The sequence below is a fragment of the Acidovorax sp. 56 genome (genome assembly GCF_002749705.1).
Taxonomy (GTDB): domain Bacteria; phylum Pseudomonadota; class Gammaproteobacteria; order Burkholderiales; family Burkholderiaceae_C; genus Acidovorax.
This window is the reverse complement of sequence record NZ_PEEV01000001.1, coordinates 1,449,361-1,474,777: the sequence shown is the minus strand read 5'-3', so window position 1 is coordinate 1,474,777 and position 25,417 is coordinate 1,449,361. Positions and strand designations below refer to the sequence as shown.

Annotated in this window: 20 protein-coding genes; 12 read left to right on the top strand and 8 right to left on the bottom strand. The window is 63.0% G+C overall.

Translation table 11 applies throughout. The annotated features are described in order from the left end of the window. Nucleotides 1-46: 46 nt before the first annotated feature. Nucleotides 47-1,615 carry a fumarate hydratase gene (locus CLU88_RS06440; protein ID WP_099655885.1) on the bottom strand — a complete coding sequence of 523 codons (1,569 nt, stop codon included), beginning with the start codon at nucleotides 1,613-1,615 and terminating at the stop codon, nucleotides 47-49. A 178-nt stretch (nucleotides 1,616-1,793) separates the two neighbouring features. Here CLU88_RS06440 and fumC point away from each other — a divergent pair, with 178 nt between their 5' ends. Beyond that, nucleotides 1,794-3,197: a class II fumarate hydratase gene (fumC, locus tag CLU88_RS06435; protein ID WP_099655884.1), complete on the top strand. Its 1,404-nt coding sequence runs from the start codon at nucleotides 1,794-1,796 to the stop codon at nucleotides 3,195-3,197. Nucleotides 3,198-3,274: 77 nt separating this feature from the next. On the opposite strand, the gene CLU88_RS06430 is transcribed toward fumC, so the two are convergent. Continuing rightward, the gene (locus CLU88_RS06430) at nucleotides 3,275-3,874 is read right to left on the bottom strand and encodes a TIGR00645 family protein (RefSeq protein WP_099655883.1); all 600 of its coding nucleotides are present in this window, start codon (nucleotides 3,872-3,874) and stop codon (nucleotides 3,275-3,277) included. Between the two features lie 188 nt (nucleotides 3,875-4,062). Here CLU88_RS06430 and acs point away from each other — a divergent pair, with 188 nt between their 5' ends. Together acs and CLU88_RS06420 are read left to right on the top strand one after the other, a co-directional pair. Further along, nucleotides 4,063-6,057: an acetate--CoA ligase gene (gene acs / locus CLU88_RS06425; protein ID WP_099655882.1), complete on the top strand. Its 1,995-nt coding sequence runs from the start codon at nucleotides 4,063-4,065 to the stop codon at nucleotides 6,055-6,057. Nucleotides 6,058-6,609: 552 nt separating this feature from the next. Beyond that, nucleotides 6,610-7,068 (top strand): LapA family protein, encoded by a 459-nt coding sequence (locus CLU88_RS06420; RefSeq protein WP_369803875.1) that lies wholly within the window; start codon nucleotides 6,610-6,612, stop codon nucleotides 7,066-7,068. 97 nt (nucleotides 7,069-7,165) lie between these two features. Here the strand turns inward: CLU88_RS06420 and CLU88_RS06415 are convergent, their stop codons facing one another. Then, a complete protein-coding gene (locus tag CLU88_RS06415; protein WP_099655880.1) occupies nucleotides 7,166-7,471 on the bottom strand; it encodes a c-type cytochrome in 306 nt (101 codons plus the stop codon). Between the two features lie 116 nt (nucleotides 7,472-7,587). On the opposite strand from CLU88_RS06415, the gene CLU88_RS06410 reads away from it, so the two are divergent. From CLU88_RS06410 to CLU88_RS06400, 3 genes are all read left to right on the top strand, one after another. Further along, a complete protein-coding gene (locus CLU88_RS06410) occupies nucleotides 7,588-7,830 on the top strand; it encodes a TIGR04438 family Trp-rich protein (RefSeq protein ID WP_099655879.1) in 243 nt (80 codons plus the stop codon). 168 nt (nucleotides 7,831-7,998) lie between these two features. Then, entirely contained in the window at nucleotides 7,999-9,858 is a 1,860-nt protein-coding gene (gene ilvD, locus CLU88_RS06405) for a dihydroxy-acid dehydratase (protein WP_099655878.1), read from the top strand. 204 nt (nucleotides 9,859-10,062) lie between these two features. Continuing rightward, the gene (locus CLU88_RS06400) at nucleotides 10,063-11,178 is read left to right on the top strand and encodes an ISAs1 family transposase (RefSeq protein WP_099655172.1); all 1,116 of its coding nucleotides are present in this window, start codon (nucleotides 10,063-10,065) and stop codon (nucleotides 11,176-11,178) included. A gap of 131 nt (nucleotides 11,179-11,309) precedes the next feature. On the opposite strand, the gene bfr is transcribed toward CLU88_RS06400, so the two are convergent. From bfr to CLU88_RS06380, 4 genes are all read right to left on the bottom strand, one after another. Beyond that, complete coding sequence (gene bfr, locus CLU88_RS06395) at nucleotides 11,310-11,786, bottom strand: bacterioferritin (RefSeq protein ID WP_099655877.1); 477 nt, start codon at nucleotides 11,784-11,786, stop codon at nucleotides 11,310-11,312. A 183-nt stretch (nucleotides 11,787-11,969) separates the two neighbouring features. Continuing rightward, the gene (locus tag CLU88_RS06390) at nucleotides 11,970-14,414 is read right to left on the bottom strand and encodes a TonB-dependent receptor (RefSeq protein ID WP_233205387.1); all 2,445 of its coding nucleotides are present in this window, start codon (nucleotides 14,412-14,414) and stop codon (nucleotides 11,970-11,972) included. Between the two features lie 239 nt (nucleotides 14,415-14,653). Beyond that, nucleotides 14,654-15,613: a FecR domain-containing protein gene (locus CLU88_RS06385; protein ID WP_099655876.1), complete on the bottom strand. Its 960-nt coding sequence runs from the start codon at nucleotides 15,611-15,613 to the stop codon at nucleotides 14,654-14,656. Nucleotides 15,614-15,627: 14 nt separating this feature from the next. Continuing rightward, nucleotides 15,628-16,104 (bottom strand): sigma-70 family RNA polymerase sigma factor, encoded by a 477-nt coding sequence (locus CLU88_RS06380; RefSeq protein WP_099655875.1) that lies wholly within the window; start codon nucleotides 16,102-16,104, stop codon nucleotides 15,628-15,630. Nucleotides 16,105-16,296: 192 nt separating this feature from the next. Here CLU88_RS06380 and lgt point away from each other — a divergent pair, with 192 nt between their 5' ends. Beyond that, on the top strand, nucleotides 16,297-17,118 hold the full coding sequence (gene lgt / locus CLU88_RS06375) for a prolipoprotein diacylglyceryl transferase (RefSeq protein WP_099655874.1): 822 nt from the start codon (nucleotides 16,297-16,299) through the stop codon (nucleotides 17,116-17,118). A gap of 212 nt (nucleotides 17,119-17,330) precedes the next feature. Here the strand turns inward: lgt and CLU88_RS06370 are convergent, their stop codons facing one another. Then, nucleotides 17,331-17,777 (bottom strand): hypothetical protein, encoded by a 447-nt coding sequence (locus CLU88_RS06370; RefSeq protein WP_099655873.1) that lies wholly within the window; start codon nucleotides 17,775-17,777, stop codon nucleotides 17,331-17,333. Nucleotides 17,778-18,424: 647 nt separating this feature from the next. On the opposite strand from CLU88_RS06370, the gene CLU88_RS06365 reads away from it, so the two are divergent. From CLU88_RS06365 to CLU88_RS06345, 5 genes are all read left to right on the top strand, one after another. Next, nucleotides 18,425-19,093, top strand: coding sequence for a GntR family transcriptional regulator (locus CLU88_RS06365; RefSeq protein ID WP_099655872.1), 669 nt, complete (start codon nucleotides 18,425-18,427; stop codon nucleotides 19,091-19,093). Beyond that, complete coding sequence (locus CLU88_RS06360) at nucleotides 19,090-20,589, top strand: malonyl-CoA decarboxylase (RefSeq protein ID WP_099655871.1); 1,500 nt, start codon at nucleotides 19,090-19,092, stop codon at nucleotides 20,587-20,589. Before CLU88_RS06365 ends, CLU88_RS06360 begins: the two co-directional genes overlap by 4 nt. An 81-nt stretch (nucleotides 20,590-20,670) precedes the next feature. After that, nucleotides 20,671-21,684, top strand: coding sequence for a tripartite tricarboxylate transporter substrate binding protein (locus tag CLU88_RS06355; RefSeq protein ID WP_099655870.1), 1,014 nt, complete (start codon nucleotides 20,671-20,673; stop codon nucleotides 21,682-21,684). A gap of 286 nt (nucleotides 21,685-21,970) precedes the next feature. Continuing rightward, nucleotides 21,971-22,777: an enoyl-CoA hydratase/isomerase family protein gene (locus tag CLU88_RS06350; protein WP_099655869.1), complete on the top strand. Its 807-nt coding sequence runs from the start codon at nucleotides 21,971-21,973 to the stop codon at nucleotides 22,775-22,777. Nucleotides 22,778-23,052: 275 nt separating this feature from the next. Beyond that, nucleotides 23,053-24,606 carry a malonyl-CoA synthase gene (locus CLU88_RS06345; protein WP_099655868.1) on the top strand — a complete coding sequence of 518 codons (1,554 nt, stop codon included), beginning with the start codon at nucleotides 23,053-23,055 and terminating at the stop codon, nucleotides 24,604-24,606. Nucleotides 24,607-25,417: the final 811 nt, after the last annotated feature.

Genomic DNA, 25,417 nt, shown 5'->3' with positions numbered 1-25,417 from the left:
GCTCAGGGCTCGCAGTACAGCCGTGCCCCGGTGGTGACCCCAAGCATCAGGCGGCGGCTACTTCAATGCCTTTGAACTCGCCCGAGGCGATGCGCTTTTGCCATTCGGCTGGGCCCGTGATGTGGGCACTGGTGCCGCCGGCATCCACGGCCACGGTCACGGGCATGTCCACCACGTCAAATTCATAGATGGCTTCCATGCCCAGGTCGGCAAAGCCCACGACCTTGGCGGTCTTGATGGCCTTGCTGACCAAGTAGGCGGCGCCGCCCACGGCCATGAGGTAGGCGCTCTGGTGCTTCTTGATGGCCTCGATGGCGACCGGGCCGCGCTCGGCCTTGCCCACCATGGCGATCAGGCCGGTCTGGGCCAGCATCATCTCGGTGAAGCCGTCCATGCGCGTGGCGGTGGTGGGGCCTGCGGGGCCCACGGCCTCGTTCTTCACCGGGTCCACGGGGCCCACGTAGTAGATGATGCGGTTGGTGAAGTCCACGGGCAGCTTCTCGCCCTTGGCCAGCATGTCCTGGATGCGCTTGTGCGCAGCATCGCGACCGGTCAGCATCTTGCCGTTGAGCAGCAGCGTGTCACCGGGCTTCCAGCTGGCCACTTCTTCCTTGGTCAGTGTGTCCAGGTTGACCTTCTTACTCTTGTTGTAGTCAGGCGCCCAGTTCACGTTGGGCCACAAGTCCAGGCTGGGGGGTGTGAGGTACACGGGGCCCGAGCCGTCCATCACGAAGTGTGCGTGGCGTGTGGCGGCGCAGTTGGGGATCATCGCAATCGGCTTGCTGGCTGCGTGCGTGGGGTACATCTTGATCTTGACGTCCAGCACCGTGGTCAGGCCGCCCAGGCCTTGCGCGCCAATGCCCAGGGCGTTGACCTTTTCAAACAGCTCCAGGCGCAGCTCTTCAACCTTGTCGAGCGCGGGGCCGCCGGTCTTGGCGGCTTCGGCCTTGGCTTGCAGTTCGTACATGTCCAGGTCGTCCATCAGGCTTTCCTTGGCCATGAGCACGGCCTTTTCGGCCGTACCGCCAATGCCGATGCCCAGCATGCCGGGCGGGCACCAGCCAGCGCCCATGGTGGGCACGGTCTTGAGCACCCAGTCCACCACGTTGTCGCCGGGGTTGAGCATGTACATCTTGGACTTGTTCTCCGAGCCGCCGCCCTTGGCTGCCACGGTGATGTCCACAGTGTTGCCGGGCACGATCTCGGTGAAGATCACGGCAGGGGTGTTGTCCTTGGTGTTCTTGCGGGCGAACTGCGGGTCGGCCACGACCGAGGCACGCAGGGTGTTGTCGGGGTGGTTGTAGCCCCGGCGCACGCCTTCGTTGATGGCGTCGTCCAGGCTGCCCGTGAAGCCTTCCCAGCGCACGTCCATGCCCACTTTCAGGAACACGTTGACGATGCCGGTGTCTTGGCAGATGGGGCGCTGGCCAGTGGCGCTCATCTTGCTGTTGGTGAGGATCTGGGCGATCGCATCCTTGGCCGCCGGGCTCTTCTCGCGCTCGTAAGCGCGGGCCAGGTGGGCGATGTAGTCGGTGGGGTGGTAGTAGCTGATGTACTGCAGTGCGCCGGCAATGGATTCGATCAGGTCTTCTTGGCGAATGGATGTCGTGGTCATGGCGGGAAGTTTGTGGGGATGAAATCGACAGCCTTCGATTATCCCTCTGCGGGCTTGCGTGGTTCTGTCAGGGTTATCTGGCGGCTTGCGTGCCCGCTTTGAGGCACGGGCTTGTGCGCCATGCAATGGACTGGTTATGCTGGGTGCCGTCCTTTACTTGTAAGCCAGGATCACGCACATGACACTGCAAAACGGCAAAGCATCGGCCTACCGCACAGAGCGCGACACATTTGGCCCCATCGACGTGCCTGCGCGGCGGTTGTGGGGGGCGCAAACCCAACGCTCTTTGCAGCACTTTGCCATCTCGGGCGAGCGCATGGCCCCCGAGCTCATCCGGGCACTGGCCCAGGTCAAGCGTGCCAGTGCGTATGTGAACCACAGCCTGGGTTTGCTGGATGCCACCCGCACCACGGCCATCGTGGCCGCGTGCGATGAAGTGATGGCCGGTGCGCATGAAGAGGAGTTTCCTCTTGTGGTGTGGCAAACCGGGTCGGGCACCCAGACGAACATGAACATGAATGAGGTGCTGGCCAACCGGGCGAGTGAGTTGCTCAGCGGCCCGCGTGGGGAGGGGCGGCTGGTGCACCCCAACGACGATGTGAACAAGAGCCAGTCGAGCAACGATGTCTTTCCTACCGCCATGCACCTGGCGGCTGTGGATGCACTGACCCACAAACTGCTGCCGGCCCTGCATGCGTTGCGCATGACGTTGGCCGCCAAGGCCGAGGCGTTTGCGGACATCGTGAAAATTGGCCGCACGCACTTGCAGGATGCAACCCCGCTGACTTTGGGGCAAGAAGTCTCGGGCTGGGTGGCGCAGCTGGAGCATTCCGAGCACCATGTTCGCGCCGCCATGCCCCATTTGTGTGAGCTGGCCTTGGGCGGCACGGCCGTGGGCACGGGTTTGAATGCGCCTGCGGGCTATGCCCAGGCGGTGGCCAAAGAGCTGGCCGACCTGACCGGGTTGAACCTGGTGACGGCCCCGAACAAGTTCGAAGCCCTGGCCAGCTGCGATGCCTTGGTGCATGCCCATGGTGCGCTCAAGGGGCTTGCGGCCAGCCTGATGAAGATTGCCAACGACGTGCGTTGGCTGGCCAGTGGTCCGCGCAGCGGGCTGGGCGAGATCACCATCCCGGAAAACGAGCCGGGTTCGTCCATCATGCCGGGCAAGGTCAACCCGACCCAGTGCGAAGCCATGACCATGCTGTGCGCCCAGGTCATGGGCAACGATGTGGCGGTTGGGGTGGGCGGGGCCTCGGGCAATTTCGAGCTCAACGTGTTCCGCCCCATGGTGATCCACAACTTTTTGCAGAGTGTTCGCCTGCTGGCAGACGGCATGGTCAGTTTTGACAAGCACTGCGCCTCGGGCATTGAGCCCAACCATGACCGGATTGAAGCGCTGGTCGAGCAATCGCTGATGCTGGTGACCGCGCTCAACCCCCACATCGGTTACGACAAGGCCGCCGCCATTGCCAAGGCGGCGCACAAAGAGGGGATCAGTTTGCGAGAGGCCGCGCTGGCCTCTGGCCATGTGACGGCTCAGGAGTTTGATGCCTGGGTGGTGCCGCGCAGCATGGTCTGATGCCGCTACGCGGTGCGCAGTGCACTCCATCGCCCTGCCGGGCGCTGGGCTTGCGCGGCGGCGGGGGGGCTGGCGGCTCAGTGGGAGTCGCTGGGGTGGGACATCAGCCGGTCGGTCAGCGCAATCGCCAGGGCGCTCAGCAAGAAGACCACATGGATGATGGTCTGCCACATCAGCACCTTGAGGTCGTAGTTGGCCGCATTGATGAAGGTTTTGAGCAGGTGAATGGAGCTGATGCCGATGATCGCAGTGGCCAGCTTCACCTTGAGCACGGAGGCGTTCACGTGGCTCAGCCATTCAGGCTGGTCTGGGTGCTCTTCCAGGTGCAGGCGGGATACAAAAGTCTCGTAGCCACCCACAATCACCATGATGAGCAGGTTGGAGATCATCACCACGTCAATCAATGCCAGTACCACCAGCATGATGATGGTCTCGTTGAGTGCCATGACCTCAAAGTCACTCTTGTAGCCAATGCTGGTAACCAGCTGCTGCAGGGCCGCTTTGTTGCCGAAGGCGGCTTCTACCAAGTGGACCAGCTCCACCCAGAAGTGAAAGACATACACCGCTTGCGCCAGAATCAGCCCCAGGTACAGCGGCAGTTGCAGCCAGCGGCTGGCGAAAATGAGCGAGGGCAGGGGGCGCAGCGGAGCGCTGGTTTTGGGCTTGGGATGGGACATGCGTGCCTGCGATAGGTAATAGAAAAAGGGGCGACGGGAAAACGCGCGATTCTAGGGGCGAGCCGTGACAGCCTTCACAACCAAGGGCTAACCCCAAGCCGGATAGGCCCCGGCGAGTCAGTAGCATGTAAGTGCGGCAGAAGACAGTAGCTGCCAATTCCTATTCCAATGACCCAGGAGACAACACCATGAGTGCAACAACATCCGCGATCGAGTCTGTGTTGGTTGAAAACCGCGTGTTTCCACCGTCCGACGTGATCGTCAAGGCGGCGCGCATTTCCGGCATGGCCGGTTATGAGGCACTGTGCAAAGAGGCCGAAACCGATTTCGAAGGCTTCTGGGCCAAGCAGGCACGTGCCAACGTGCAATGGTCAAAGCCCTTCACCCGCACGCTGGACGAGTCCAACGCCCCGTTCTTCCGCTGGTTTGACGATGGCGAGCTGAACGCCAGCGCCAACTGCCTGGACAAGCACATCGGCACGCCCACGGAAAACAAGACGGCCATCGTCTTCGAAGCCGATGACGGCACCGTCACCAAGATCACCTACAAAGAGCTGCTGGCCCGCGTGAGCCAGTTCGCCAACGCGCTCAAGGCCCACGGCGTGGCCAAGGGTGACCGCTTGCTGATCTACATGCCCATGACCATTGAGGGCGTGATCGCCATGCAGGCCTGTGCCCGCATCGGCGCTACGCACAGCGTGGTGTTTGGCGGCTTCAGCGCCAAGGCCGTGCATGAGCGCATCATCGATGCCGGTGCTGTGGCCGTGATCACTGCCAACTACCAGATGCGCGGCGGCAAGGAGCTGCCTCTCAAATCCATCATTGACGAAGCCCTGTCCATGGGCGGCTGCGACACCATCCGCAATGTGTTCGTGTACCAGCGCACGGCCACGGCCTGCAACATGGTGGCGGGGCGCGACAAGACCTTTGCCGAAGCACTGGCGGGCCAAAGCACCGAATGCGCCCCCGTGGCTGTGGGGGCAGAGCACCCGCTGTTCATCCTCTACACCAGTGGCTCCACCGGCAAGCCCAAGGGCGTGCAGCACAGCACCGGCGGCTACCTGCTGTGGGCCAAGATGACCATGGACTGGACGTTTGACCTGCGCGCGGACGACGTGTTCTGGTGCACGGCCGACATCGGCTGGATCACAGGCCACACCTACGTCGCCTATGGCCCGCTGGCGGCAGGCGCCACGCAGATCATCTTTGAAGGCATTCCCACCTTCCCGAACGCGGGCCGCTTCTGGCAGATGATCGAGCGCCACAAGTGCACGATCTTCTACACTGCCCCCACCGCCATCCGCTCGCTCATCAAGGCGGCGGAAGCCGACGAGGCTGTGCACCCCGCGCGCTCTGATCTGTCGAGCCTGCGCATCCTGGGCAGCGTGGGCGAGCCCATCAACCCCGAAGCCTGGATGTGGTACCACAAGAACGTGGGCGGCGAGCGTTGCCCCATCGTGGACACCTTCTGGCAGACCGAAACGGGTGGCCACGTCATCACCCCGCTGCCTGGCGCCACGCCACTGGTGCCCGGTAGCTGCACGCTGCCCCTGCCTGGCATCACGGCCGCCATCGTGGACGAAATGGGCAACGATGTGCCCAATGGTGCTGGTGGCATCCTGGTCATCAAGCGCCCCTGGCCCAGCATGATCCGCACCATCTGGAACGACCCCGAGCGTTTCAAGAAGAGCTACTTCCCCGAAGAACTCAAGGGCTACTACTTGGCGGGCGATGGCGCGGTGCGCAGTGCTGACCGCGGCTACTTCCGCATCACTGGCCGCATCGACGACGTGCTCAACGTGTCGGGCCACCGCATGGGCACGATGGAGATCGAATCGGCCTTGGTGGCCAAGACCGACCTGGTGGCCGAGGCCGCCGTGGTGGGCCGCCCCGACGACGTGACCGGAGAGGCCATCTGCGCCTTCGTGGTGCTCAAGCGCTCGCGCCCCACCGGCGAAGAAGCCAAGCAGATTGCCAACGAACTGCGCAACTGGGTGGCCAAGGAAATCGGCCCCATTGCCAAGCCCAAGGACATCCGCTTTGGCGACAACCTGCCCAAGACCCGCAGCGGCAAGATCATGCGCCGCTTGCTGCGCAGCATCGCCAAGGGCGAGGCGATCACCCAGGACACCAGCACGCTGGAAAACCCCGCAATCCTCGATCAATTGGCCAAGGCCAATTGATCGAGGAGGCGCCGTGGAGCGGCGCCAGCGCGGAGCGCTTGCGGGGTTTGGGGACACTCATATCGCGCAGCGATGTGATGTGGCCACAAAACCTTGGTATCTCACCCGCCGCCCCCTTGATCGAAGCCGCAAGGCCAATTGATCAAGAAGAGCGCCGCAGCGCTTGCGGTGTTGGGGCACACGCATATCGCGCAGGCGATATGACGTGGCCTCAGAACCCGGCCTTCCTGGACCAACGGTCGCAGACCAACTGACCGTTGGGGCACACCCTTAAAAAGCGCCTGAGCATGAGGCGCTTTTTTTATGCCCTTGGCAGATACATTGCTTTGCCAAGACCTGCCCGCGGGCACGGTAGGATGCCGCGATAGAGCCCGCCCGCCAGCGTGGAGTCATCCGCGCAAGTAGTCGCAAATCCAGTCTTCGCATTGGCAAAAATCATGCGAAAGCGCTTTGCCCCTCTGTGCCGGGCGGCGTGCAACCATGCGCCATGGCTTGTCATGCCCACCGGGGGCGGCAGGCACACTTCTCGCATTGAAAGGACTTACCGTGAAAATGCTTTCTACCGTGCTGCTCTTCATCATCGTGGCCATTACCAGTCTGGCTGCGCTCAACTGGGAGGCTCTCTCGGTCGTTTCTGCTGTGTCTGTGGGGTTGGCCACTTTCGATGCCCCGCTGGGCTTGCTCATGCTGGGGCTGACCTCGTTGCTGGGTGTGCTGCTGGTGGCGTACGTGCTGTCGCTTCAGGGCTCGGTATTGCTGGAGACACGCCGCCACACCAAAGAGATGCAAGCGCAGCGCGAACTGGCAGACAAGGCGGAAGCCTCTCGGTTTACCGAGTTGCGTGCGTTTTTAGAAAACCAGCACGCACAAGGGCACACCACTGTGATGGCACGGCTCGACAGCCTGGAAACCCGCCTGGCTGCGCGTGCGCAAGAGTCGGACAACACCACTGCGGCCTACGTGGGACAACTGGAGCAGCGCTTGGTTGGCGGGCCAGGCGCGACGGAGTAAGCGGGCGCAGGCCAAAAGCGCACGGCCTGCAAAGCAAAAAGCCGCACAACCTTGACGGTGTGCGGCTTTTTGCTGCGTGGGGCAAGCCCCACGGGGCTTACTTCAGCGTCAGAACCCAGGCAGCCAGCTTCTTGGCTTCTGCTTCATTGACTTGGGCATTAGCAGGCATGGGCACGGGGCCCCACACGCCAGAGCCACCCTTGATGATCTTGGCGGCCAGCTTGTCTACAGCGTCTTTTTGGCCAGCGTACTTGGCAGCGACATCTTTGTAGGAAGGACCCACCAGCTTCTTGTCGACAGCATGGCAGGCCATGCAGTTCTTGGAAGTGGCCAGGGCTTGGTCGGCCATGGCGGGGGCTGCAACGGCAAGCGTCATGGCGATGGTGATCAGGGCACGTTTCATGGTGGGTTTTCCTGTGGTTGGGTTACAGTTCTTTCAACGCGATTGTAGTGACGTGGGTTGACCAAAATTTGTCCTCGGTCAAGGAACGCAAATCGCATCTTTTGGGGGAGCTTGCTATGTATCTTTTAGGCGTTTCGCTGCTGCTGCTGTTACTCAAGTATCTGGAGATCGGGCCCGTAGCCACCTGGTCCTGGTGGGTGATTGTGGGCTCTTTCGGCGCTACTGCCGCGTGGTGGTGGTGGGCCGATGCCACAGGCTACACCAAGCGCAAAGCCATGGAAAAAATGGACGAGCGCAAGAAAGAGCGCATCAATAAAAACAAAGAAGCCTTGGGCATGCGTCCGCGCAAGCCCAGGTAATCCGACAAGGGCAGGGGCTGGCTCGCTCAGCCCCTGCGCCTGAAACACCCAAAGGCTCAGGGTTAGCGATCGCCCCTGCCGCCGGTGCTGTTGGTTGTGCTGGAGGATAATTCGCCCGCCGCCTCCTGGCTTCGGCTTCCTTCTACCAACACTTCAACCGACATCACGATGCCCGCTTACCGCTCCAAAACCTCCACCGCTGGTCGCAACATGGCTGGTGCCCGCTCGCTGTGGCGTGCCACCGGCATGAAGGACGACGACTTCAGCAAGCCGATCATTGCGGTGGTCAACTCGTTCACGCAGTTTGTGCCCGGCCACGTCCACCTCAAGGACCTGGGCCAGCTGGTGGCGCGGGAGATCGAGGCAGCGGGCGGTGTGGCCAAAGAGTTCAACACCATCGCCGTGGACGATGGCATTGCGATGGGCCACGACGGCATGCTGTACTCGCTGCCCAGCCGCGACATCATTGCGGATTCGGTGGAATACATGGTCAACGCGCACTGCGCCGATGCCATGGTGTGCATCTCCAACTGCGACAAGATCACCCCCGGTATGCTGATGGCCGCCATGCGGTTGAATATTCCGGTGGTGTTCGTCTCGGGCGGCCCGATGGAGGCTGGCAAGGTCAAGTTGCTCAACCCCACGACCCAGAAGATCGAGTTCAAGAAGCTCGATTTGATCGATGCCATGGTGATGGCCGCCGACGACAAGGTCAGCGACGCCGATGTGGCCGAGGTAGAGCGCTCTGCGTGCCCCACCTGCGGTTCCTGCTCTGGCATGTTCACCGCCAACTCCATGAACTGCCTGACCGAAGCCTTGGGCTTGTCCCTGCCCGGCAATGGCACGGTGGTGGCCACGCATGCCGACCGCGAGCAACTGTTCAAGCGCGCCGGGCACCTGGTGGTGGAGCTGTGCAAGCGCTACTACGAAGAAGACGACAGCAGCATCCTGCCGCGCTCCATGGGCTTCAAGGCGTTTGAAAATGCGATTGCATTGGATATCGCCATGGGCGGCTCCACCAATACCATCCTGCACATTCTCGCCATTGCGCAAGAGGCCGAAATCGACTTCACGATGGCCGACATTGACCGCATGTCCAAGATCGTGCCGCAGCTGTGCAAGGTCGCGCCGAACACCAACAAGTACCACATTGAAGACGTCCACCGCGCGGGCGGCATCATGGGTATTTTGGGCGAGTTGGACCGCGCAGGCCGTTTGCACACCGACGTGCCCACCGTGCACAGCAAGACCATGAAAGACGCGTTGGACCAGTGGGACATTGCCCGCAACCCGTCCGACACGGTCAAGACCTTCTACATGGCTGGCCCTGGCGGCATTCCTACGCAAGTCGCATTCAGCCAAGCCGCACGCTGGCCCAGCCTGGACACAGACCGCTCTGAGGGCTGCATCCGCTCGATCGAGCATGCCTTCAGCAAAGAAGGCGGCTTGGCCGTGCTGGTCGGCAACATTGCCCTGAACGGCTGCGTGGTCAAGACCGCAGGCGTGGACGACAGCCTGCTGGTGTTTGAAGGCCCCGCCCATGTGGTCGAGTCGCAGGACGAAGCCGTGGCCAACATCCTGGCCGACAAGGTCAAGGCGGGTGATGTCGTCATCGTGCGCTACGAAGGCCCCAAGGGCGGCCCTGGCATGCAAGAGATGCTGTACCCCACGTCGTACATCAAGTCCAAGGGCCTGGGCAAAGCCTGTGCGCTGTTGACCGATGGCCGCTTCTCGGGTGGCACCTCGGGCCTGTCCATTGGCCACGCTTCGCCCGAAGCGGCAGCCGGTGGCGCCATTGGCTTGGTGAAGAACGGTGACCGCATCCGCATCGACATCCCCAACCGCAGCATCAACGTGCTGGTGTCTGACGAAGAACTGGCCCAGCGCCGCGTGGAGCAGGACGCCAAGGGCTGGAAGCCCGCGCAGCCCCGCCCCCGCAAGGTGTCTGCGGCGCTCAAGGCCTATGCCAAGCTGGTCATGTCGGCCGACAAGGGCGCGGTGCGCGATCTGTCTTTGCTCGACGATTGATTGGGGCGACTGAAAGGTCGATCCGCGCTGGCCATCGCCACCCGTGCTGCGGCACCCAGGTGGCGCTTTGGTTGAACGGGTGGCCCAGAAAAAAAGCCGCCAGGCAGTAATGCATGGCGGCTTTTTTATCAGGGCAATCGCATCTAAATAGATGCAGCTATTTGCGGCGAAACTGCAGCGTGTGATCACCCAACCAACGCTCCCGTGACCCTGCTGCAGCACCTGCAAGTCATCCCCGACCCGCGCCTAGAGCGCACGCGTCGCCATGAACTCCAATCCATCCTGGCCATAGCGCTGTGCGCAACCATCGCAGGCGCAGACAACTGGGTGGAAGTAGCCGAGTTCGGCGAGTTGCACCACGACTGGTTCATTCGTTTCGTTCCGCTGCCCTCAGGCATTGCCTCGCACGACACCTTCGCGCGAGTGTTTCGCCTGCTTGACGCCAAGCAACTAGAGCTGGCCTGCCAACAGTGGCTGGCCCAAGTGGCGGGCCGGGTATACGGCACAGTGGCGATTGACGGCAAAAGCGTGCGCGGCAGCAGCAAAGGGGAGGCTCGCAGGCCACTGCACATGGTCAGCGCCTGGGCTGCAGACATGGGATTGCTACTGGGCCAGTGCAAGGTTGATGGCAAGAGCAACGAGATCACCGCCATCCCCGAGTTGCTCAGGCTGCTGCACCTCAAAGGCTGCATCGTCACCATCGATGCCATCGGCTGCCAAAAGAGCATCGCCCAGCAGCTTCACGAGCATGGTGCGGCTTATGTTCTGTCCCTCAAAGGCAACCAGCGGCACATGCACGCAGTGGTTCAAAAGCACTTTGAAGTGCAGGCGAGCCAAGAGCCGCCCGATGAGAACACCTACACCGAGCGCTCAAGCGGCCATGGGCGCCAGGAGCTGCGCAGCTACCGGCTCAGCCCCGTGCCCGAGGCATTGCAGCGAGCGGCAGTGCACTGGCCGGGGCTGGCCAGCGTGGTGCAAGTCACGCGCCAGCGCCAACAAACGGGAGGCGAGGCTAGCGAAGAAGTCAGCTACTACCTGAGCAGCTTGCCAGTGCACACGCCTGCACGGGTGCTGGCGCACAGTATCCGTTCGCACTGGGCGGTGGAGAACCAGTTGCACTGGAGTCTGGATGTGGCGATGCGCGAGGATGCGGCGCAGTCCTATAAAGACCAGGGACCGCACAACCAGACGCTGCTGCGGCGCATGGCGCTGCAGTTGCTCAAGAGTGACACGTCGGTGAAGGTGGGTGTGCAGGCAAAGCGCAAGCGCGCTGGCTGGGATGTGGGCTATCTGGCACATGTCCTGGGCATCAGGGTTTAGATGCGATTGCCCTGGCTTTTTTATGGTTTTGCTATTTATTTAATAGCTGGTTGCGCTTGTTTGGATTGCGCTAGAGCCTGATTTGACCAAAACCTGCGGATGGGGCCGGGTGCCCCCTTTGCTCAGGCCATTCAGGCGGCAGGCTGCGACTGGCTTTGCAGGTAGTTCGGCAAGCCCATTTTTTCGATCAGGCCCAATTGCTTTTCCAGCCAGTAGGCGTGGTCTTCCTCGGTGTCGCGCAGTTGGGCCAGCAGCAGGTCGCGGCTCACGTAGTCGCGCACGCTCTCGCACAGCTGCATGCCTTTTTGCAGGGCATCGCGCACTTCGTATTCCACGGCCAGGTCTTTTTGCAGCATCTCCACCACCGTGGTGCCGGGGGTGAAGGGGTTGGGGCGCATGTCAGGCATGCCGCCCAAAAAGAGGATGCGGCGCAGCAGCGCGTCGGCGTGCTGGGTTTCTTCCTGCATTTCATGGTCCAGGCGGGTGTACATCTTCACTAGGCCTTGGTCTTCGTAAATACGCGAGTGGATGAAATACTGGTCACGCGCAGCCAGCTCGCCGCGCAGCAGGTTTTTGAAATATTCGATGACTTGTGGGTTTCCCTGCATGGTGCATTCCGTTCTTCTGAGGCGGCGAGTATCGCGCGCCTGGAACGGGTTCCGGGTCATAACCCCGTATGTCACTCTGCATGCGAACCGTCATCATTAGCGCTTGCGTTGAGCCCTTTGCCCATCCACCGGCTGTTTCTGGTGGATGGGTGGAGGCCGCTCGCGCAGACCTGCGTTACAGGCTTAGAAGTCGATGGCGGCCGACAGCATCAGAGTGCGCGGCGCCCCCACCGTCACGTAGCCCGATGCCGTCACCCAGTAGGCCTTGTCGGCCACGTTCTCCAGATTGGCGCGGAACACCACGGCCTTGCCTGCCACCTTGGTGGCGTAGCGCGCGCCAATGTCCACGCGCGTCCATGCGGGCATGCGCAGGGTGTTGGCGGCGTCGTAGTACATGGCCGAGGTGTTGATCACCCGGCCGTTCAGGCTCAGGCCCTGCACCCAGGGGGTGTCCCAGTCCAGGCCCAGGTTGAAGGTGTGGTCGGGCACGCCGGTGGCGTCCTTGCCTTGGTTCACGCCGCCCTGGGTTTTGGCCATCTTGGCATCGTTGAACGAGGCGCTGGCCATGGCCCGCAGGCCGCGCTGGATTTCGCCATACGCCGTCAGCTCCAGGCCCCGGTTGCGCTGCTCGCCGCCGTAGCTGTAGATGTTGGTGGTGGGGTCGGTCAACGCATTGGGCTTGGTGATTTGGTACAAGGCCGCCTGGGTGGTCAGGCTGCCCCAGTCGGCCTTCACGCCCACTTCGTATTGCTTGGTCTTTTGCGGTGCAAACACCTCGCCCTGGTTGGCGGTGCTGGCGCCCGCAATGCCCCCAGCAGCCAGGCCCGCCGTGTAGTTGCCATACACCGAGATGTTCTTTTGCGGCTTGAACACCAGCCCCACCAGTGGCGTGACCGTGCTGGCCTTGTAGGGTGTGGAGCCATTCACGCTCTTTTGGTGGATGGTCTGGTCGCGCAGGCCCAGCGTGGCCAAAAAGCGGTTGTTGAAGAACGCCAGGGTGTCGGCCACCGCAATGCTGGACTGCGACAGATCGGCCGTTTTGCTGGGTGCACCGCGTGCGAAGTCAATGGCGGGCAGCGGTGCGGGGTGGTAGATGTTGGAGGCCACCGCGGCCGAGGTCAGGCCATAAAAGTACCCGCTTTCACGCGCCATGGTGTTGGCCGACACCACCAGCGTGTGGCCCACATCGCCCGTTTTGAAGCGCGTGCGCAGGCCTACATCGGCCGACGTGGTCTTGTTGTATTCGTCGTAATAGCCATTGGCCACGGTGAAGTTGCCCAGCGCGTCGATGCGACGCATGGCGGTGGGGAAGTTCTGGTTGCTCGTCACATCGCTGTAGCCCACGGCGCCATAAGCCGTGGTGCGGTCGTTGATGTCGTATTCCAGGCGCGAGATCACGGTCTTGGCCTTGTCCGTCAGCTCGGTGCCGGGGTACAGCGTGGTGCGGTTGTCGGGCACGGCAGGCACCTGGGTGATGCCCGCCAGGAAGGCGCTTTGTGCGCGGAACTCGGTCGTCTTGCCGCTGCTGGTCAGCGCGTCCAGCGACCAGCGCAGGCCCGCGCCTGCGTAGTCCACCCCCAGCGAGCCCAGCCCCAGGCGCTGGCGGCCGCCGTCGATGTTGCCCTCGCCATTGCGCCACACACCGTTGGCGCGCACGCCCCACTGGTTGTCTTCGCCAAAGCGGCGACCTACGTCCAGGTGGGTGCCCAGCTGGGCCTTGCCCATGTAGGTGGTGGTCAGGCGCGTCAGCGGCACGTCGCTCGCGCGCTTGGTCACCACGTTGATGCTGCCGCCCACGCTGCCGCTGGGGCCGATGCCGTTGGTGAGCGAACCAGGGCCCTTGAGCACTTCCACGCGTTCGATCATCTCCAGCGGGATGCGGGTGGAGGGCGTCAGGCCAAACAGGCCATTCATGCTGATGTCGCGGGGCGATACGGCAAAGCCACGGATCTGAAAGTCATCGCCATAGCCGCCCCGGGCCTGCAGTGTGCGCACCGAGGCGTCGCTCATCACCACGTCCGACACCGTCAGGCCTTGCTGGTTTTCAATCAGCTCGGCCGTGTAGTTGGTGGTGCTGAAGGGCACGTTCATCAAATCGGTCTTGCCCAAAATGCCCAGGTCGCCCCCGCGCGCAAACTGGCCGCCCGAGTAGGTCTTTTGCAGGCCGCCAATGGCCTCGGCTTCTTCGGACACCACCACCTCTGCCAGCGCCGCCTTTTGGGTGGGGGCTGCGGTGCCGCGCAGCACGTAGGCGCCGTTGCCTTCGCGCACGGCGCGCCAGCCGGTGCCTTCCAGCGCCTTGGCAAAGCCCGCGTCCACGCCATAGCTGCCCTGCAGGCCGCCAGAGCGGGCGCCGCCCAGCTGCGCAGCATCAAAGGCCAGGGTCACACCTGCGGCGTGGGCGTATTGCGCCAGCACCTGGGCCAGGGGGCCTGCTTCAATCGCAAACGCCTTGGCAGCGGCCGGCACGCCCGTGGCTTCTGCCGAGGTGGCAGTGCCCTGCGCATAAGCCAGGGGCGTGAGCAGCGCGGCAGCACTCAGTGCCGCAATGCGGGCCGCGCGGGCCATGGGGTGCAGGGCAAAGTGGGGGTGGGCGGCGTGGCCGCCGTTCATTCGGGTGCGGGACATGGAGCTTCCTCGGTTCGGTGGGATGGAAAAAATTCGCTTCACTGGTATGCCGAACGAGGCGTTCCCATCATGCAAAGGCTGTTACAAATTGGTAGAAAAAATTCAGGCGGCTTGTGCCCATATTCAGTGCCATTTAGGCTCCTGGCGCTTATTCATAAAGCGCTGGAAGCTATAAAATTAATAGCAAATTTGGAGGGCGGGGCGATGGCGGGCTGCGTGGGGGTGGGGCAGGCCACTCCTCACGCTGCCTCTACCCGCACCCAGTAACGGGTGCGGTAGTGCACCTGCACGGCAAAGCTGGCGGCCAGTGCGGCCAGGGCCTGGTCGGTGTGGTCCAGCGCAAACGCGCCAGACACTTGCAGATGGGCCACCTCGGGCGCGCAGCCCAGGTAGCCGGGGCGGTAGCGGGCCAGCTCCTGCACCAGCTCGCCCAGGGGCATGTCCAGGGCGATGAGCCCGCCGTTGCGCCAGCTGGCCTGCGCCAGGTGGGCCGGTTGGGGTGGCAGGGCTTCGGTAGACGAAAAATCCAGCTGCTGCCCGGCCACCAGCAGGCGCGCCTCGCCATGGGTGGGCTGTACGCGCACCGATTTTTCTTGCACCGCCACGCGGGTGTGCCCCGCGTCCAGCACCTGCACGGTGAACTGCGTGCCCAGCGCCAGCACGGTGCCCTGCGGCGTTTGCACGCTGAAGGGGCGCTGGTGCAAGTCCGGCCGGGTGCTGATCTGGATGCGGCCAGAGCGCAGCTGCAGCCTGCGCTCGTGCGCGTCAAACTGCTCGTCCACCGCCGTGGCGGTGTCCAGCGCCAGCTCAGAGCCATCGGGCAGGCCCAGGTGCAGGCGCTCGCCCGTGGCGGTGTGGTACGTGGCGCCCAGTGCCTGCCAGGGGCTGGCTTGCCACGCCAGCCACGTTGCTGCGCACCCGCCCAGGCCCAGCGCCACGCCCCGCAGCGCCGCGCGCCGTGCCAGCGGGGGCTGGGCCAGGGCCTGCAGGGCCACCGGAGCGGGGATGCGTGCCAGCCGCTGGCTCACGGCTTGCACCGTTTGCCAAGCTTGCTGGTGGCTGGCGTGGGCGCTGTGCCAGTGCTGCCAGGCCTGCTGGTCCTCGGGCGTGGCGGCTTCGTCGTGCAGGCGGGTGTGCCAGCGGGCGGCCTCGTGCAGGGCCTGGCGCTCGGCTGGGGTGCGGGTGGCGGTGGATTTCATGCAGGCGGGCAGGGTCAGACCAGGGCCAGGCAGCAGTGCTCCATGGCGCGCGTCAGGTAGTTGCTCACCGTGCGGTGCGATATGCCCAGGCGCTGGGCGATTTCGGCATAGGGCAACTCTTCCAGCTGCGCCAGCAAAAACGCTTGCCGCACCTTGGTGGGCAGGGCGCGCAGCAGGGCGTCTACCTCCAGCAGGGCCTGCTGGGCTTGCGCCTGGTCCTCGGGGGAGGGGGCTTGCTCTTCGGGCAAGGCGGCCAGGTAGTCCAGGTAGGCCTGCTCCAGCGTGCGGCGCCTGAACAGGTCGGCCACCAGCCCACGCGCCACCGTTGCCAAAAAGCGCTGCGGCTCTCGCAGGTCTGCGGGCGACAGCTCTGAGCGCATCACCCGCACAAAGGTGTCGTGCGCCAGGTCCGCCGCGTCCTCCCGGTTGCCCAGACGCTTGCGCAGCAGGCTTTGCAGCCAGGGGTGGTGGTCTAGGTAAAGCTCTTGCACGGCAACGAACGGGCAAACTGGTAAATGGGCGAAAGCGGATGTGTGAATGCAAATAGGAATGCTTATCAATTATGCCAAAGTTGGCATGTAACCCCTCATTGGGGTGCCCAGGGCCGCACTGGGTTTTGGTGCGCAGGGCACTTTGGCCCCACGCCAAGCCCGTCATGGGTTGCGGGCACAATACCGCCCACCATGCTGACTTACCCCCACATCGACCCCGTTGCCCTGCAGTTGGGCCCCCTCGCCATTCACTGGTACGGCATCACCTACCTGGTGGCGTTTGGGCTGTTCATGTTTCTGGGCACGCGCCGCCTGCGGCACGAGCCCTTTGCCTCCATCACCGGCCCCAGCGCCTGGACGCGCCGGGATGTGGAGGACATCCTTTTCCTTGGCGTGGCCGGTGTCGTCATTGGCGGGCGCCTGGGGTACTGCCTGTTCTACAAGCCCGGCTACTACCTCACCCACCCACTGGAGATTTTTGCGGTGTGGCAGGGTGGCATGGCGTTTCACGGCGGCCTGCTGGGGGTGATTGCCGCCATGCTGTGGTTTGCCCATTCGCGCAAACGCCCCTGGCTGCAGGTGGCCGACTTTGTAGCGCCCTGCGTGCCCACCGGGTTGGCCGCCGGGCGCGTGGGTAACTTCATCAACGGCGAGTTGTGGGGCCGCTTTGCCAGCCCCGATCTGCCCTGGGGCATGGTGTTTGCGCACAGCGGCTCCATGCAGCCCCGCCACCCTTCGCAGGTGTACCAATTCTTGCTGGAAGGCTTGCTGCTCTTTGTGCTGCTGTGGCTGTATGCCCGGCGTGAGCGCAAACAGGGCCAAGTGGCCGCCGCCTTCTTGGTGGGCTACGGCAGCTTCCGCTTCATCGCCGAGTATTTCCGCGAGCCCGACGCCTTCCTGGGCCTCTTGTCACTGGGCATGAGCATGGGCCAGTGGCTGTGCGTGCCCATGGTGGCCGCAGGTGTGGCGCTGTGGGTGTGGGCGCAGCGCCAGCCGGTGGTGGTGCGCAAGTGAGTTGCATGCGGCGCTGATCGGCCCAACCGCAGCCGAGCGGCCCAGGCATCCTGGCGCCGTCGGCACGGTATTTGCGGCTGCTTTCCCCATCGACACCCTGAGCCGTAAGGGCTGGCAAGTGCAAATGCAAGCGGGCTTTACCAGCGCTTGGGCAAAACCGTCGTGCTGGCAGTCTGCAGCATGGTGCTGACGATTACATCGTCAACGAGGGATTAGCCCTCATCGCGCTGCCGCAGGAGCCACGACGAGAGCCCGAACCCGAGCCACGGTGCGAGTACTGTAGGTAGCGACCACCACGGAACAACGAACAACTGCTGCAAGCGGACCGACATTGGATACAGCTCAACTTCTGGCGAAAGGCCTGCGGGGAGAAAAGCCAGAAAGCTCACTGCCCAGTAAAGGTGACTGAGAAGCATGCCTACAAGAATGGCAGCCAGAAACGTCATGCTCCGGCTTCTGAGTGAGCGGCACACAGCTAGAACGCAGCCGGTCACAAGCAGGAAGACTGGAACCGCACTTGCAAGCTGAATGATGGCAAGGGCAAGTTCCTGTCGTTGCCTGCCGAACCACATGAAGTACTGTCTTGGCACTGCAATTGCAGCAAGGTAGCCGTTGAGAACAACGACAAAAAGCTGGTAGATCGCGATGCCGGCAAGCATGGCTGCACCGAGGTGCAGCCATCGCATTGGGGAGGTTTGATGTGCCACAGTAGTGTGTTCTGCTAGGTCTAACTCTGCAGCAAACTATAGCGTGCCCATAGGTGGAGCCGGGCCCGCCGACTGTGCGCTTCGGGTGCAGCACCATCTGTTTTGAATGAATGGCGGCTTGGAGGATGGGGGGCGCTGTTGGCTCGGGCCGCCAAGCTGTCTAGCGCTGGCCCCCACGGTCGTTGCCGTATCTCACTGCACGGTGCATGGCTCTTGCCCTTTGTGCATCACCAGCCGCAGTGCGCTCTGCGGTTTGCTATTTATTTTATAGCTTCTGGCGCTTATTACAGACGAGCTGGACGCTGTTTCGGATCAAATTCCACCGCTCCCGTTGGGTCACAGCAGTGCCTGCCACTCAGCCCAGCCACCCAGGTGTTGCCCCCAGGCCGCACACCTTAAATTTTGTGTATCCCCAACCCCCGAAACTCAGGGTTTTCCCCTTGTTATTTTGCGTAATTATGAGAAATTACAGTCACCTGCAACGCGATAAAAGCTTGCAGAGCAGTGAGTGATAAGCAGCTCAAAGGGCGGTGGTCCTAGCTGCAACAGCACTCCGCAGGCAAGGCGGTTTCGCATATTTTCAGGAGCGGTTTCACACCATGCGCCCGGTTCCCAATTCACTGCACGATGAAGTCGCCTCGCGGCTGCGCGAGCAGATTTTTGGTGGCGCACTGCCGCCAGGCAGCTTTCTGGACGAGGCTGCGCTGTGCGAGCGGCTGGAGATTTCGCGCACGCCGCTGCGCGAGGCGTTGAAGGTGCTGGTGGCCGAGGGGCTGCTGCGCCATGAGCCGCGCCGGGGCTGTTTTGTGGCCGAGGTCACAGAGCGCGATCTGGATGAAATCTTCCCCGTGATCGCCTTGCTGGAAGGGCGTGCCGCCCACGAGGCCACGCAAAAGGCCAGCAGTGCCGATGTGGCGGCGCTGGAGACCTTGCACCAGCGCCTGCAGCAGTGCGCCAGCGAAGGCCGCATCACCGACTACTACGTCACCAATCACGCGATCCATGAGGCCTTTATCACCCTGGCGGACAACCGCTGGCTGGCCCAGGTGATTGGTGATTTGCGCAAGATTTTGCGTCTGGCCCGTTTGCAGCAGTTGCATGCGCCAGGCCGCCTGCAACAAAGCCTGTCCGAGCACCTGGCCGTGTTTGCCGCCCTCAAGGCGGGCAACAGTGCCGCTGCCGAAGACGCCATGCGCTCCCATTTGTTGCGCCAGCGCGATGCGCTGCGCGATGTGGCCCGTAACCAGCAATCGAGGTTGACACCATGAACAGCACCGCCGAATGGATCTCCCGCAGTGTCTCCCGTCTGCGCGCTGCCGCCCCTGCAGCGGCCAAAGAGGGCGGCAAAGGCCCTGAAAAGCAGGTCCGCACCAGTACCGACAAATCCGGCGTGACCGACGTAGTGGCCAAGGTGGCTGTGCCGCGCTCTACCCACGAGCGGCTGCAGGCCACGCTGCGCCGGGGGCAAGAGGCCTTGTCGCCCCGTGCGCTGCGCCGCTTGCTGACCGACTTGCAGGAAGTGGTGGCCCCGCAGGTGAGCGAGCTCGAAGGTGGCCGCCGCGCCCAGGCCGTGGCCGAGTGGTATGCCACGGCCGAGGCTGAGGAGCGGCGCGACATGTGGCTGCTGCTGTGCGAGCAGTTTGCGCCCGATGCCACGCAGTTCAAATCGGCCCGCCAGCGCTACGAGGCCGCCGCAGGCACGGCCGAAGAGGGGCAGGCCGAAATCTCGCTGCGCCGCGCGCTGGTGTCACCGCGCACCCGGCTGCTGCAGCGGTTTGCGGTGTTCCCCGAAGGCATGCGCTTTTTGGTGGACATGCGCGCTGAGCTGCTGCCGCTGCTCAAAAGCGACAAGCGCTTGCTGGCGCTCGATGCCGAGCTGGAGCACCTGTTCTCGACCTGGTTTGACGTGGCATTTTTGGAGCTGCGCCGCCTGTCGTGGGACTCGCCCGCTTCGCTGATTGAAAAGCTCATCAAGTACGAGGCGGTGCACGACATTCGCAGTTGGGCCGACCTGAAAAACCGGCTGGACAGCGACCGCCGCTGCTACGGCTTCTTCCACCCCCGGCTGCCCAACGAGCCGCTGATTTTTGTGGAGGTGGCGCTGGTCGACAAAATCTCGTCCAGCATCACGCCGCTGCTGGACGAGGCCGCCGCCCCGGCCGACCTGGCCAAGGCCACCACGGCCATTTTTTATTCCATCAGCAACACGCAGACGGGGCTGCGGGGCGTGAGCTTTGGCGATTCGCTCATCAAGCATGTGGTGGAGACGCTGACGCAGGAGTTTCCACGGCTGCGCACCTTTGCCACGCTGTCGCCCATTCCGGGTTTTCGCGCCTGGCTGGGCAAGCATGCTGGTGCCATGCTCGAGCGCCTGGACGACAAGCGCCGCAGCGAGCTGGGCCGTGCGGTGGGGTTTGAGCCGCCACAGCCCACGCACTTTCTGGCTGCGCTGGACAAGCCACTGGAGCTGGATGCCAAATCCCCCGTGCGCCAGATGCTGCTGGAGTGCGCGGCGTACTATCTGGGCCGCGAGATGCAAGAGGGCAAGCCGGTGGACGCCGTGGCGCGCTTTCACCTGGGCAACGGGGCCCGCGTGGAGCGCCTGAACTGGGCGGGTGACCCCTCTGCCAAGGGGCTGAAACAATCGTATGGGTTGATGGTGAATTACCTGTACGACTTGAAGCGCATAGACAAGCACCGCGGCTTGTTGGCGCAGGGCAAAGTGCCAGTGTCGGGAGACATCGACAGCCTTTGCCGCAACTGATTGCCACGCCGCCTGGGCTTGCTGCGGCGGATGGCAAGGGACGGACTTTCCTATTTTTATAACGACGACAGGAGACAAGGAATGACGAGAGACAACAACCTGCAGCGCCAACACCTGCAGCGGCGCCAACTGCTGCGCGCAGCCGCTGGCACGGGCCTGGGTTTGCTGGGCACGGGCAGCCTGTGGGCGCAGGCATCGGCTTGGCCCTCCAAGCCAGTGAACCTGGTGGTGCCATTTCCGGCCGGGGGCGGCACCGACGCCTTTGCCAGGCCGCTGGCGGCGCAGTTTTCCAAGTCCACCGGCAAGATGCTGGTGATTGACAACCGGGGTGGCGCAGGTGGCACCGTGGGGGCCAGCTTTGCAGCCCGCGCGGCGGCCGATGGCTACACGCTGTTCATGGGCGGCGTGCACCACTCCATCGCACCCGCCATGTACCCCAAGCTCGACTACGACATCGAGAAAGACTTCATCCCGCTGGCCTTGCTGGCCCGCGTGCCCCAGGTGCTGGTGGTGAACCCCAAGATCCCCTCGACCAACTTCAAGCAGTTCCTCGACCACGTCAAGAAAAACCCCGCCAAGCTCAACTACGGCTCGGCCGGTGCGGGCACATCGCACCACCTGGCGGGCGAGTTGTTCAAGCAGCAAACCGGCACCTTCATTACGCACATTCCCTACCGTGGCGCAGGCCCGGCGCTGCAAGACCTGATTGGCGGCAATGTGGACATGATGTTTGACGGCCTGGGCTCGTCGGCCGCGCACATCAAGGGCGGGCGCATCAAGGCGCTGATGGTGTCGGGTGCCAAGCGCAACCCAGCCTTCCCCGACGTGCCCTGCGCCGCCGAAGTGGGCCTGCCCGACTACACCGTGACCACTTGGTACGGCCTGTGGGCCCCCAAGGGCACGCCCGCCGATGTGCAAGCGCGCATCGTGGAAGAAGCCAAGCGCCTGGGCACGTTCGATGAGCTCAAGACCATCTGGGCCGCTAACGGCGCTGACTACGGCGGCATGACGCAGCAGCAGTTTGGCGCGTTTGTGAGCAGCGAGGTCAAGCGCTGGGCGGAGGTGGTCAAGGCCTCTGGCGCGAAGCTGGATTAACCCCCTGAGGCGCTTTGCGCCTTCCCCCTGAAGGGGGACGCCACCGGTGGCCTGGCAGAGCCAGCTCCACGGTGGCCCTGGCGATGGCGCCGCGCGGGCTCTGAGGGCTGATACGGATTTGTGTTCAGTTCATCAGAACCCAAACCGTTCGGGCTGAGCCCTTCGACAGGCTCAGCACAGGCTTGTCGAAGCCTTACGCGGCGCTTTGACTGCGCTCAGTGAACGGATTTGTATTTTTGAATGCCTACGAATATGAGTAGCTTGCACAAGTGGATGGATTGCCAACATGTCGGGTGAAGTATTGATGGAAGTCGGTGAGGGCGGTGTGGTGCATGTCACGCTGCGCCACACCGGGCGGCTGAACGCCATGTCGCGGGCGATGTGGCGGCAACTGCGTGCGGTGTTTGAGGACGTGCAGCGCCGCACCGATGCGCGCTGTGTGCTCATCGCGGGCGAGGGCGGGGCGTTTTGCGCGGGGGGCGATATTTCGGAATACCCCGGCTTTCGCTTCGATGCCGCAGCACTGCGCGACTTTCATGAAAACGACGTGTGGGGCGGGTTGAATGCCATGCTCCAGTGCGATGTGCCCATCGTGGCCAGCATCAGCGGCGCCTGCATGGGCGCGGGGGTAGAGATTGCCAGCTGCTGCGATGTGCGCGTGGCTGGCGCATCGGCCCGCTTTGGCGCCCCCATTGCCAAGCTCGGCTTTCCCATGGCCCCGCGCGAGGCGCAATTGGTGGCAGGCGCTGTGGGCGATGCCACGGCCCGCCAGATGTTGCTGGAGGCCGCCACCTTCAACGCCGCAGACATGCAGGCGCGCGGCTTTTTGAGCCGCGTGGTGGCCGACGACATGGTCGCCACCGAAGCCCTGGGCAGCGCCCGCCGCATCGCCGCACTGGCCCCTGGCGCCGCCCGCATGAATAAGCAGGTGCTTAGGGCATTAAAAATGCCGCTAGCGCAGGACGGTAAAGCGCAAGCAGCTATTGAAATGATAGTAAATGGCCCGCAAGACCCCTACGCCTATGCCGACAGCCCCGAGCACCGCGAAGGCATCACCGCCTTTCTAGAAAAGCGTTCGCCCCAGTTTGATTGAGAGTGCCTTTGTGAACTTGAAATATCTGATCGGGCGGAGCCCGCAATAAGGGTGGGATGGCGAACACGCGCCTCTGTGAACCTCAAATATCCGTTCGGGTTGAGCTTGTCGAAACCTGGCGCGAGGTTTGCACAGGCTTGTCGCCGCCCCCTGTCCTGAGCCCGTCGAAAGAATCTGTTCGAACGCTTCCACCCAGTTTGCGCCGAATCCATCAACCGCTTCATTCAAAGCTCACCATTTCCTCAACCGCTCACCTCCGTTACTCCTGAATTGCCATGAGCCAACACAACCTCTTCAGCGCCTTGCGCGCAGCCTTCCCGTCTGACCTGGACAGCACCGCCGTCGAAACCACGGCCGCAGACGGCTCCCCGCTGTTCTACACCTGGCGCGACCTGGACCGCGCCAGCGCCCGCATCGCCAACCTGCTTGCCTCGCTCAAGCTGCCCGAGGGCAGCCGCGTGGCCGTGCAGGTCGAAAAGTCGGTCGAAGCCATGGCGCTGTACCTGGCCACGCTGCGCGCGGGCTACGTCTTCTTGCCCCTTAACACCGCCTACCAAAGCGCCGAGATCGAATACTTCATCGGCAACGCCGAGCCCGCCGTGGTGGTGTGCAGCCCCGGCAACTTCGGCTGGGTCAGCAAAATCGCCTTCACCCTGGGCACGCAGCATGTGTTCACCCTGGGCGATGACCGCACCGGCAGCCTGCTCGAGCGCGCCACCCACCACAGCGACGAGCACCAGGTCGTGGCCCGCAGTGCTGACGACCTGGCCGCCATCCTCTACACCAGCGGCACCACCGGCCGCAGCAAGGGCGCCATGCTCACGCACGGCAACATGCTCAGCAACGCCGTCATGCTCAAGGACTACTGGGGCTGGAAGAAGGGGGACGTGCTCATCCACGCACTGCCCATCTTCCACGTCCACGGCCTGTTCGTCGCCATCCACGGCGCGCTCATCAACGGCAGCAAGATGATCTGGATGGCCAAGTTCGACCCCAAGGCCGTCATCGCCGCCATGCCCCGCGCCACAGTGTTCATGGGCGTGCCCACGCTGTACGTGCGCATGCTGGCCGAGGCAGGTTTGAACAAAGAGGCTGTGAAGAACATGCGCCTGTTCATCGCAGGCTCTGCACCGCTGCTCATCGAGACCTTCAAAGACTGGCAGCAACGCACCGGCCACACCATCCTCGAGCGCTACGGCATGAGCGAGACCATCATGCTCACCAGCAACCCCTACGCCGCCGACAAGCGCTACAACGGCCAGGATGAACGCCGTGGCGGCACCGTGGGCTTCCCCCTGCCGGGCGTCAGCCTGCGCGTGCAGGGCGACGACGGCAAAGACCTGCCCGTGGGCGAGATCGGCGGCATCCAGGTCAAGGGCCCCAACGTGTTCAAGGGCTACTGGCGCATGCCTGAGAAGACGGCCGAAGAGTTCACGAAGGACGGCTACTTCAAGACCGGCGACGTGGGCAAAGTCGATGAGCGCGGCTATGCCCATATCGTTGGGCGCAGCAAAGACCTCATCATCAGCGGCGGCTACAACGTCTACCCCGCAGAGATCGAGGGCTACATCAACGACATGCCCGGCGTAGCCGAAAGCGCCCTGGTCGGCGTGCCCCACCCCGACTTTGGCGAAGTGGGCGTGGCCGTGGTCATTGCCAAGCCCGGCGCCAAGCTGGATGCCGACGCCATCGTGGCCCAGCTCAAGTCGCAGCTGGCCAACTTTAAGATTCCCAAGAAGTGCTTTGTGGTGGCGGAACTGCCGCGCAATACGATGGGGAAGGTGCAGAAGAATCTGCTGCGGGATCAGTACAAGGGGTTGTTTGCTTGAATGCAAGGTCGGCATCCGGTCCCGCTTTGGCGGGGCTTGATCAGCGCAAACATCGGAATGCATCCATCCGCGAAATTTTAGGTTTGCCTAAAAGGTGGGGAGATGCATACGTTTGGCAAAAATTTCGTGTCGAAGTGCGTTATCAGACTTCTTTTGATTTTATTGTTGTCGTCTAAATCTAGTTAGACGTCACAGATGCTCCGTGCCCAAATCAGCTTCTTTCTCCCGCTTGCAGCCGCTGCGGTGATGCTGGCGTGGACCGCTGGAACCGCTCGGCCTTGGCTCTACACGTCCATTGCTGTTCTTTCGATCGCGCTTTCCGCTGCTCTCCTTTACGGCGCAATCGCGGTACTCACGCCCGGTGACGGGTTACTGCATGCATCTGCCTTGGTGGTTGCGTACGTCATGCCCGTGGCGTTCTTGGCCGCTGTACTCTGGCTTGTGCGCGGACGTGTGTCCTTGGCATCTCGCATCGGGTCTGCAGTCCTCTTGTCAGCCGCCCTCAGTTGGGTCGCGCCTATGTTTTTGCTGGTCGGCACGTGCATCGCACAAGGAAACTGTCTATGAGCGCGATGACGTCTAACAGGTCGCTGCAGCGGACGGCTTCGCCGGTCGCTGAGCTTATTCGTTAGCCAGCACATGAAAGCTCTGCCCCTGCCATGGTTTTGAATGAGTTTCTTGATTGGATGTGCGTTAACGTCAGGAAAGAAGATGAGAACGATACGTCATGCACGTATTCGTTCACTTGTCTCAAGTATCGCGAACTTGAGGCTGGACGGTCAGAGGCTGCTGGCGCTGTCACTGGGCAGCT

Coding starts and splice junctions, on each gene's coding strand:
- bfr (WP_099655877.1), bottom strand. CDS start 11,786: ATGCAGGGAAACCCACAAGTCATCGAATATTTCAAAAACCTGCTGCGC.
- CLU88_RS06390 (WP_233205387.1), bottom strand. CDS start 14,414: ATGTCCCGCACCCGAATGAACGGCGGCCACGCCGCCCACCCCCACTTT.
- CLU88_RS06430 (WP_099655883.1), bottom strand. CDS start 3,874: ATGTCCCATCCCAAGCCCAAAACCAGCGCTCCGCTGCGCCCCCTGCCC.
- ilvD (WP_099655878.1), top strand. CDS start 7,999: ATGCCCGCTTACCGCTCCAAAACCTCCACCGCTGGTCGCAACATGGCT.
- CLU88_RS06385 (WP_099655876.1), bottom strand. CDS start 15,613: ATGAAATCCACCGCCACCCGCACCCCAGCCGAGCGCCAGGCCCTGCAC.
- fumC (WP_099655884.1), top strand. CDS start 1,794: ATGACACTGCAAAACGGCAAAGCATCGGCCTACCGCACAGAGCGCGAC.
- CLU88_RS06345 (WP_099655868.1), top strand. CDS start 23,053: ATGAGCCAACACAACCTCTTCAGCGCCTTGCGCGCAGCCTTCCCGTCT.
- CLU88_RS06360 (WP_099655871.1), top strand. CDS start 19,090: ATGAACAGCACCGCCGAATGGATCTCCCGCAGTGTCTCCCGTCTGCGC.
- CLU88_RS06440 (WP_099655885.1), bottom strand. CDS start 1,615: ATGACCACGACATCCATTCGCCAAGAAGACCTGATCGAATCCATTGCC.
- CLU88_RS06420 (WP_369803875.1), top strand. CDS start 6,610: ATGCTTTCTACCGTGCTGCTCTTCATCATCGTGGCCATTACCAGTCTG.
- lgt (WP_099655874.1), top strand. CDS start 16,297: ATGCTGACTTACCCCCACATCGACCCCGTTGCCCTGCAGTTGGGCCCC.
- acs (WP_099655882.1), top strand. CDS start 4,063: ATGAGTGCAACAACATCCGCGATCGAGTCTGTGTTGGTTGAAAACCGC.
- CLU88_RS06410 (WP_099655879.1), top strand. CDS start 7,588: ATGTATCTTTTAGGCGTTTCGCTGCTGCTGCTGTTACTCAAGTATCTG.
- CLU88_RS06355 (WP_099655870.1), top strand. CDS start 20,671: ATGACGAGAGACAACAACCTGCAGCGCCAACACCTGCAGCGGCGCCAA.
- CLU88_RS06370 (WP_099655873.1), bottom strand. CDS start 17,777: ATGCTTGCCGGCATCGCGATCTACCAGCTTTTTGTCGTTGTTCTCAAC.
- CLU88_RS06350 (WP_099655869.1), top strand. CDS start 21,971: ATGTCGGGTGAAGTATTGATGGAAGTCGGTGAGGGCGGTGTGGTGCAT.
- CLU88_RS06415 (WP_099655880.1), bottom strand. CDS start 7,471: ATGAAACGTGCCCTGATCACCATCGCCATGACGCTTGCCGTTGCAGCC.
- CLU88_RS06365 (WP_099655872.1), top strand. CDS start 18,425: ATGCGCCCGGTTCCCAATTCACTGCACGATGAAGTCGCCTCGCGGCTG.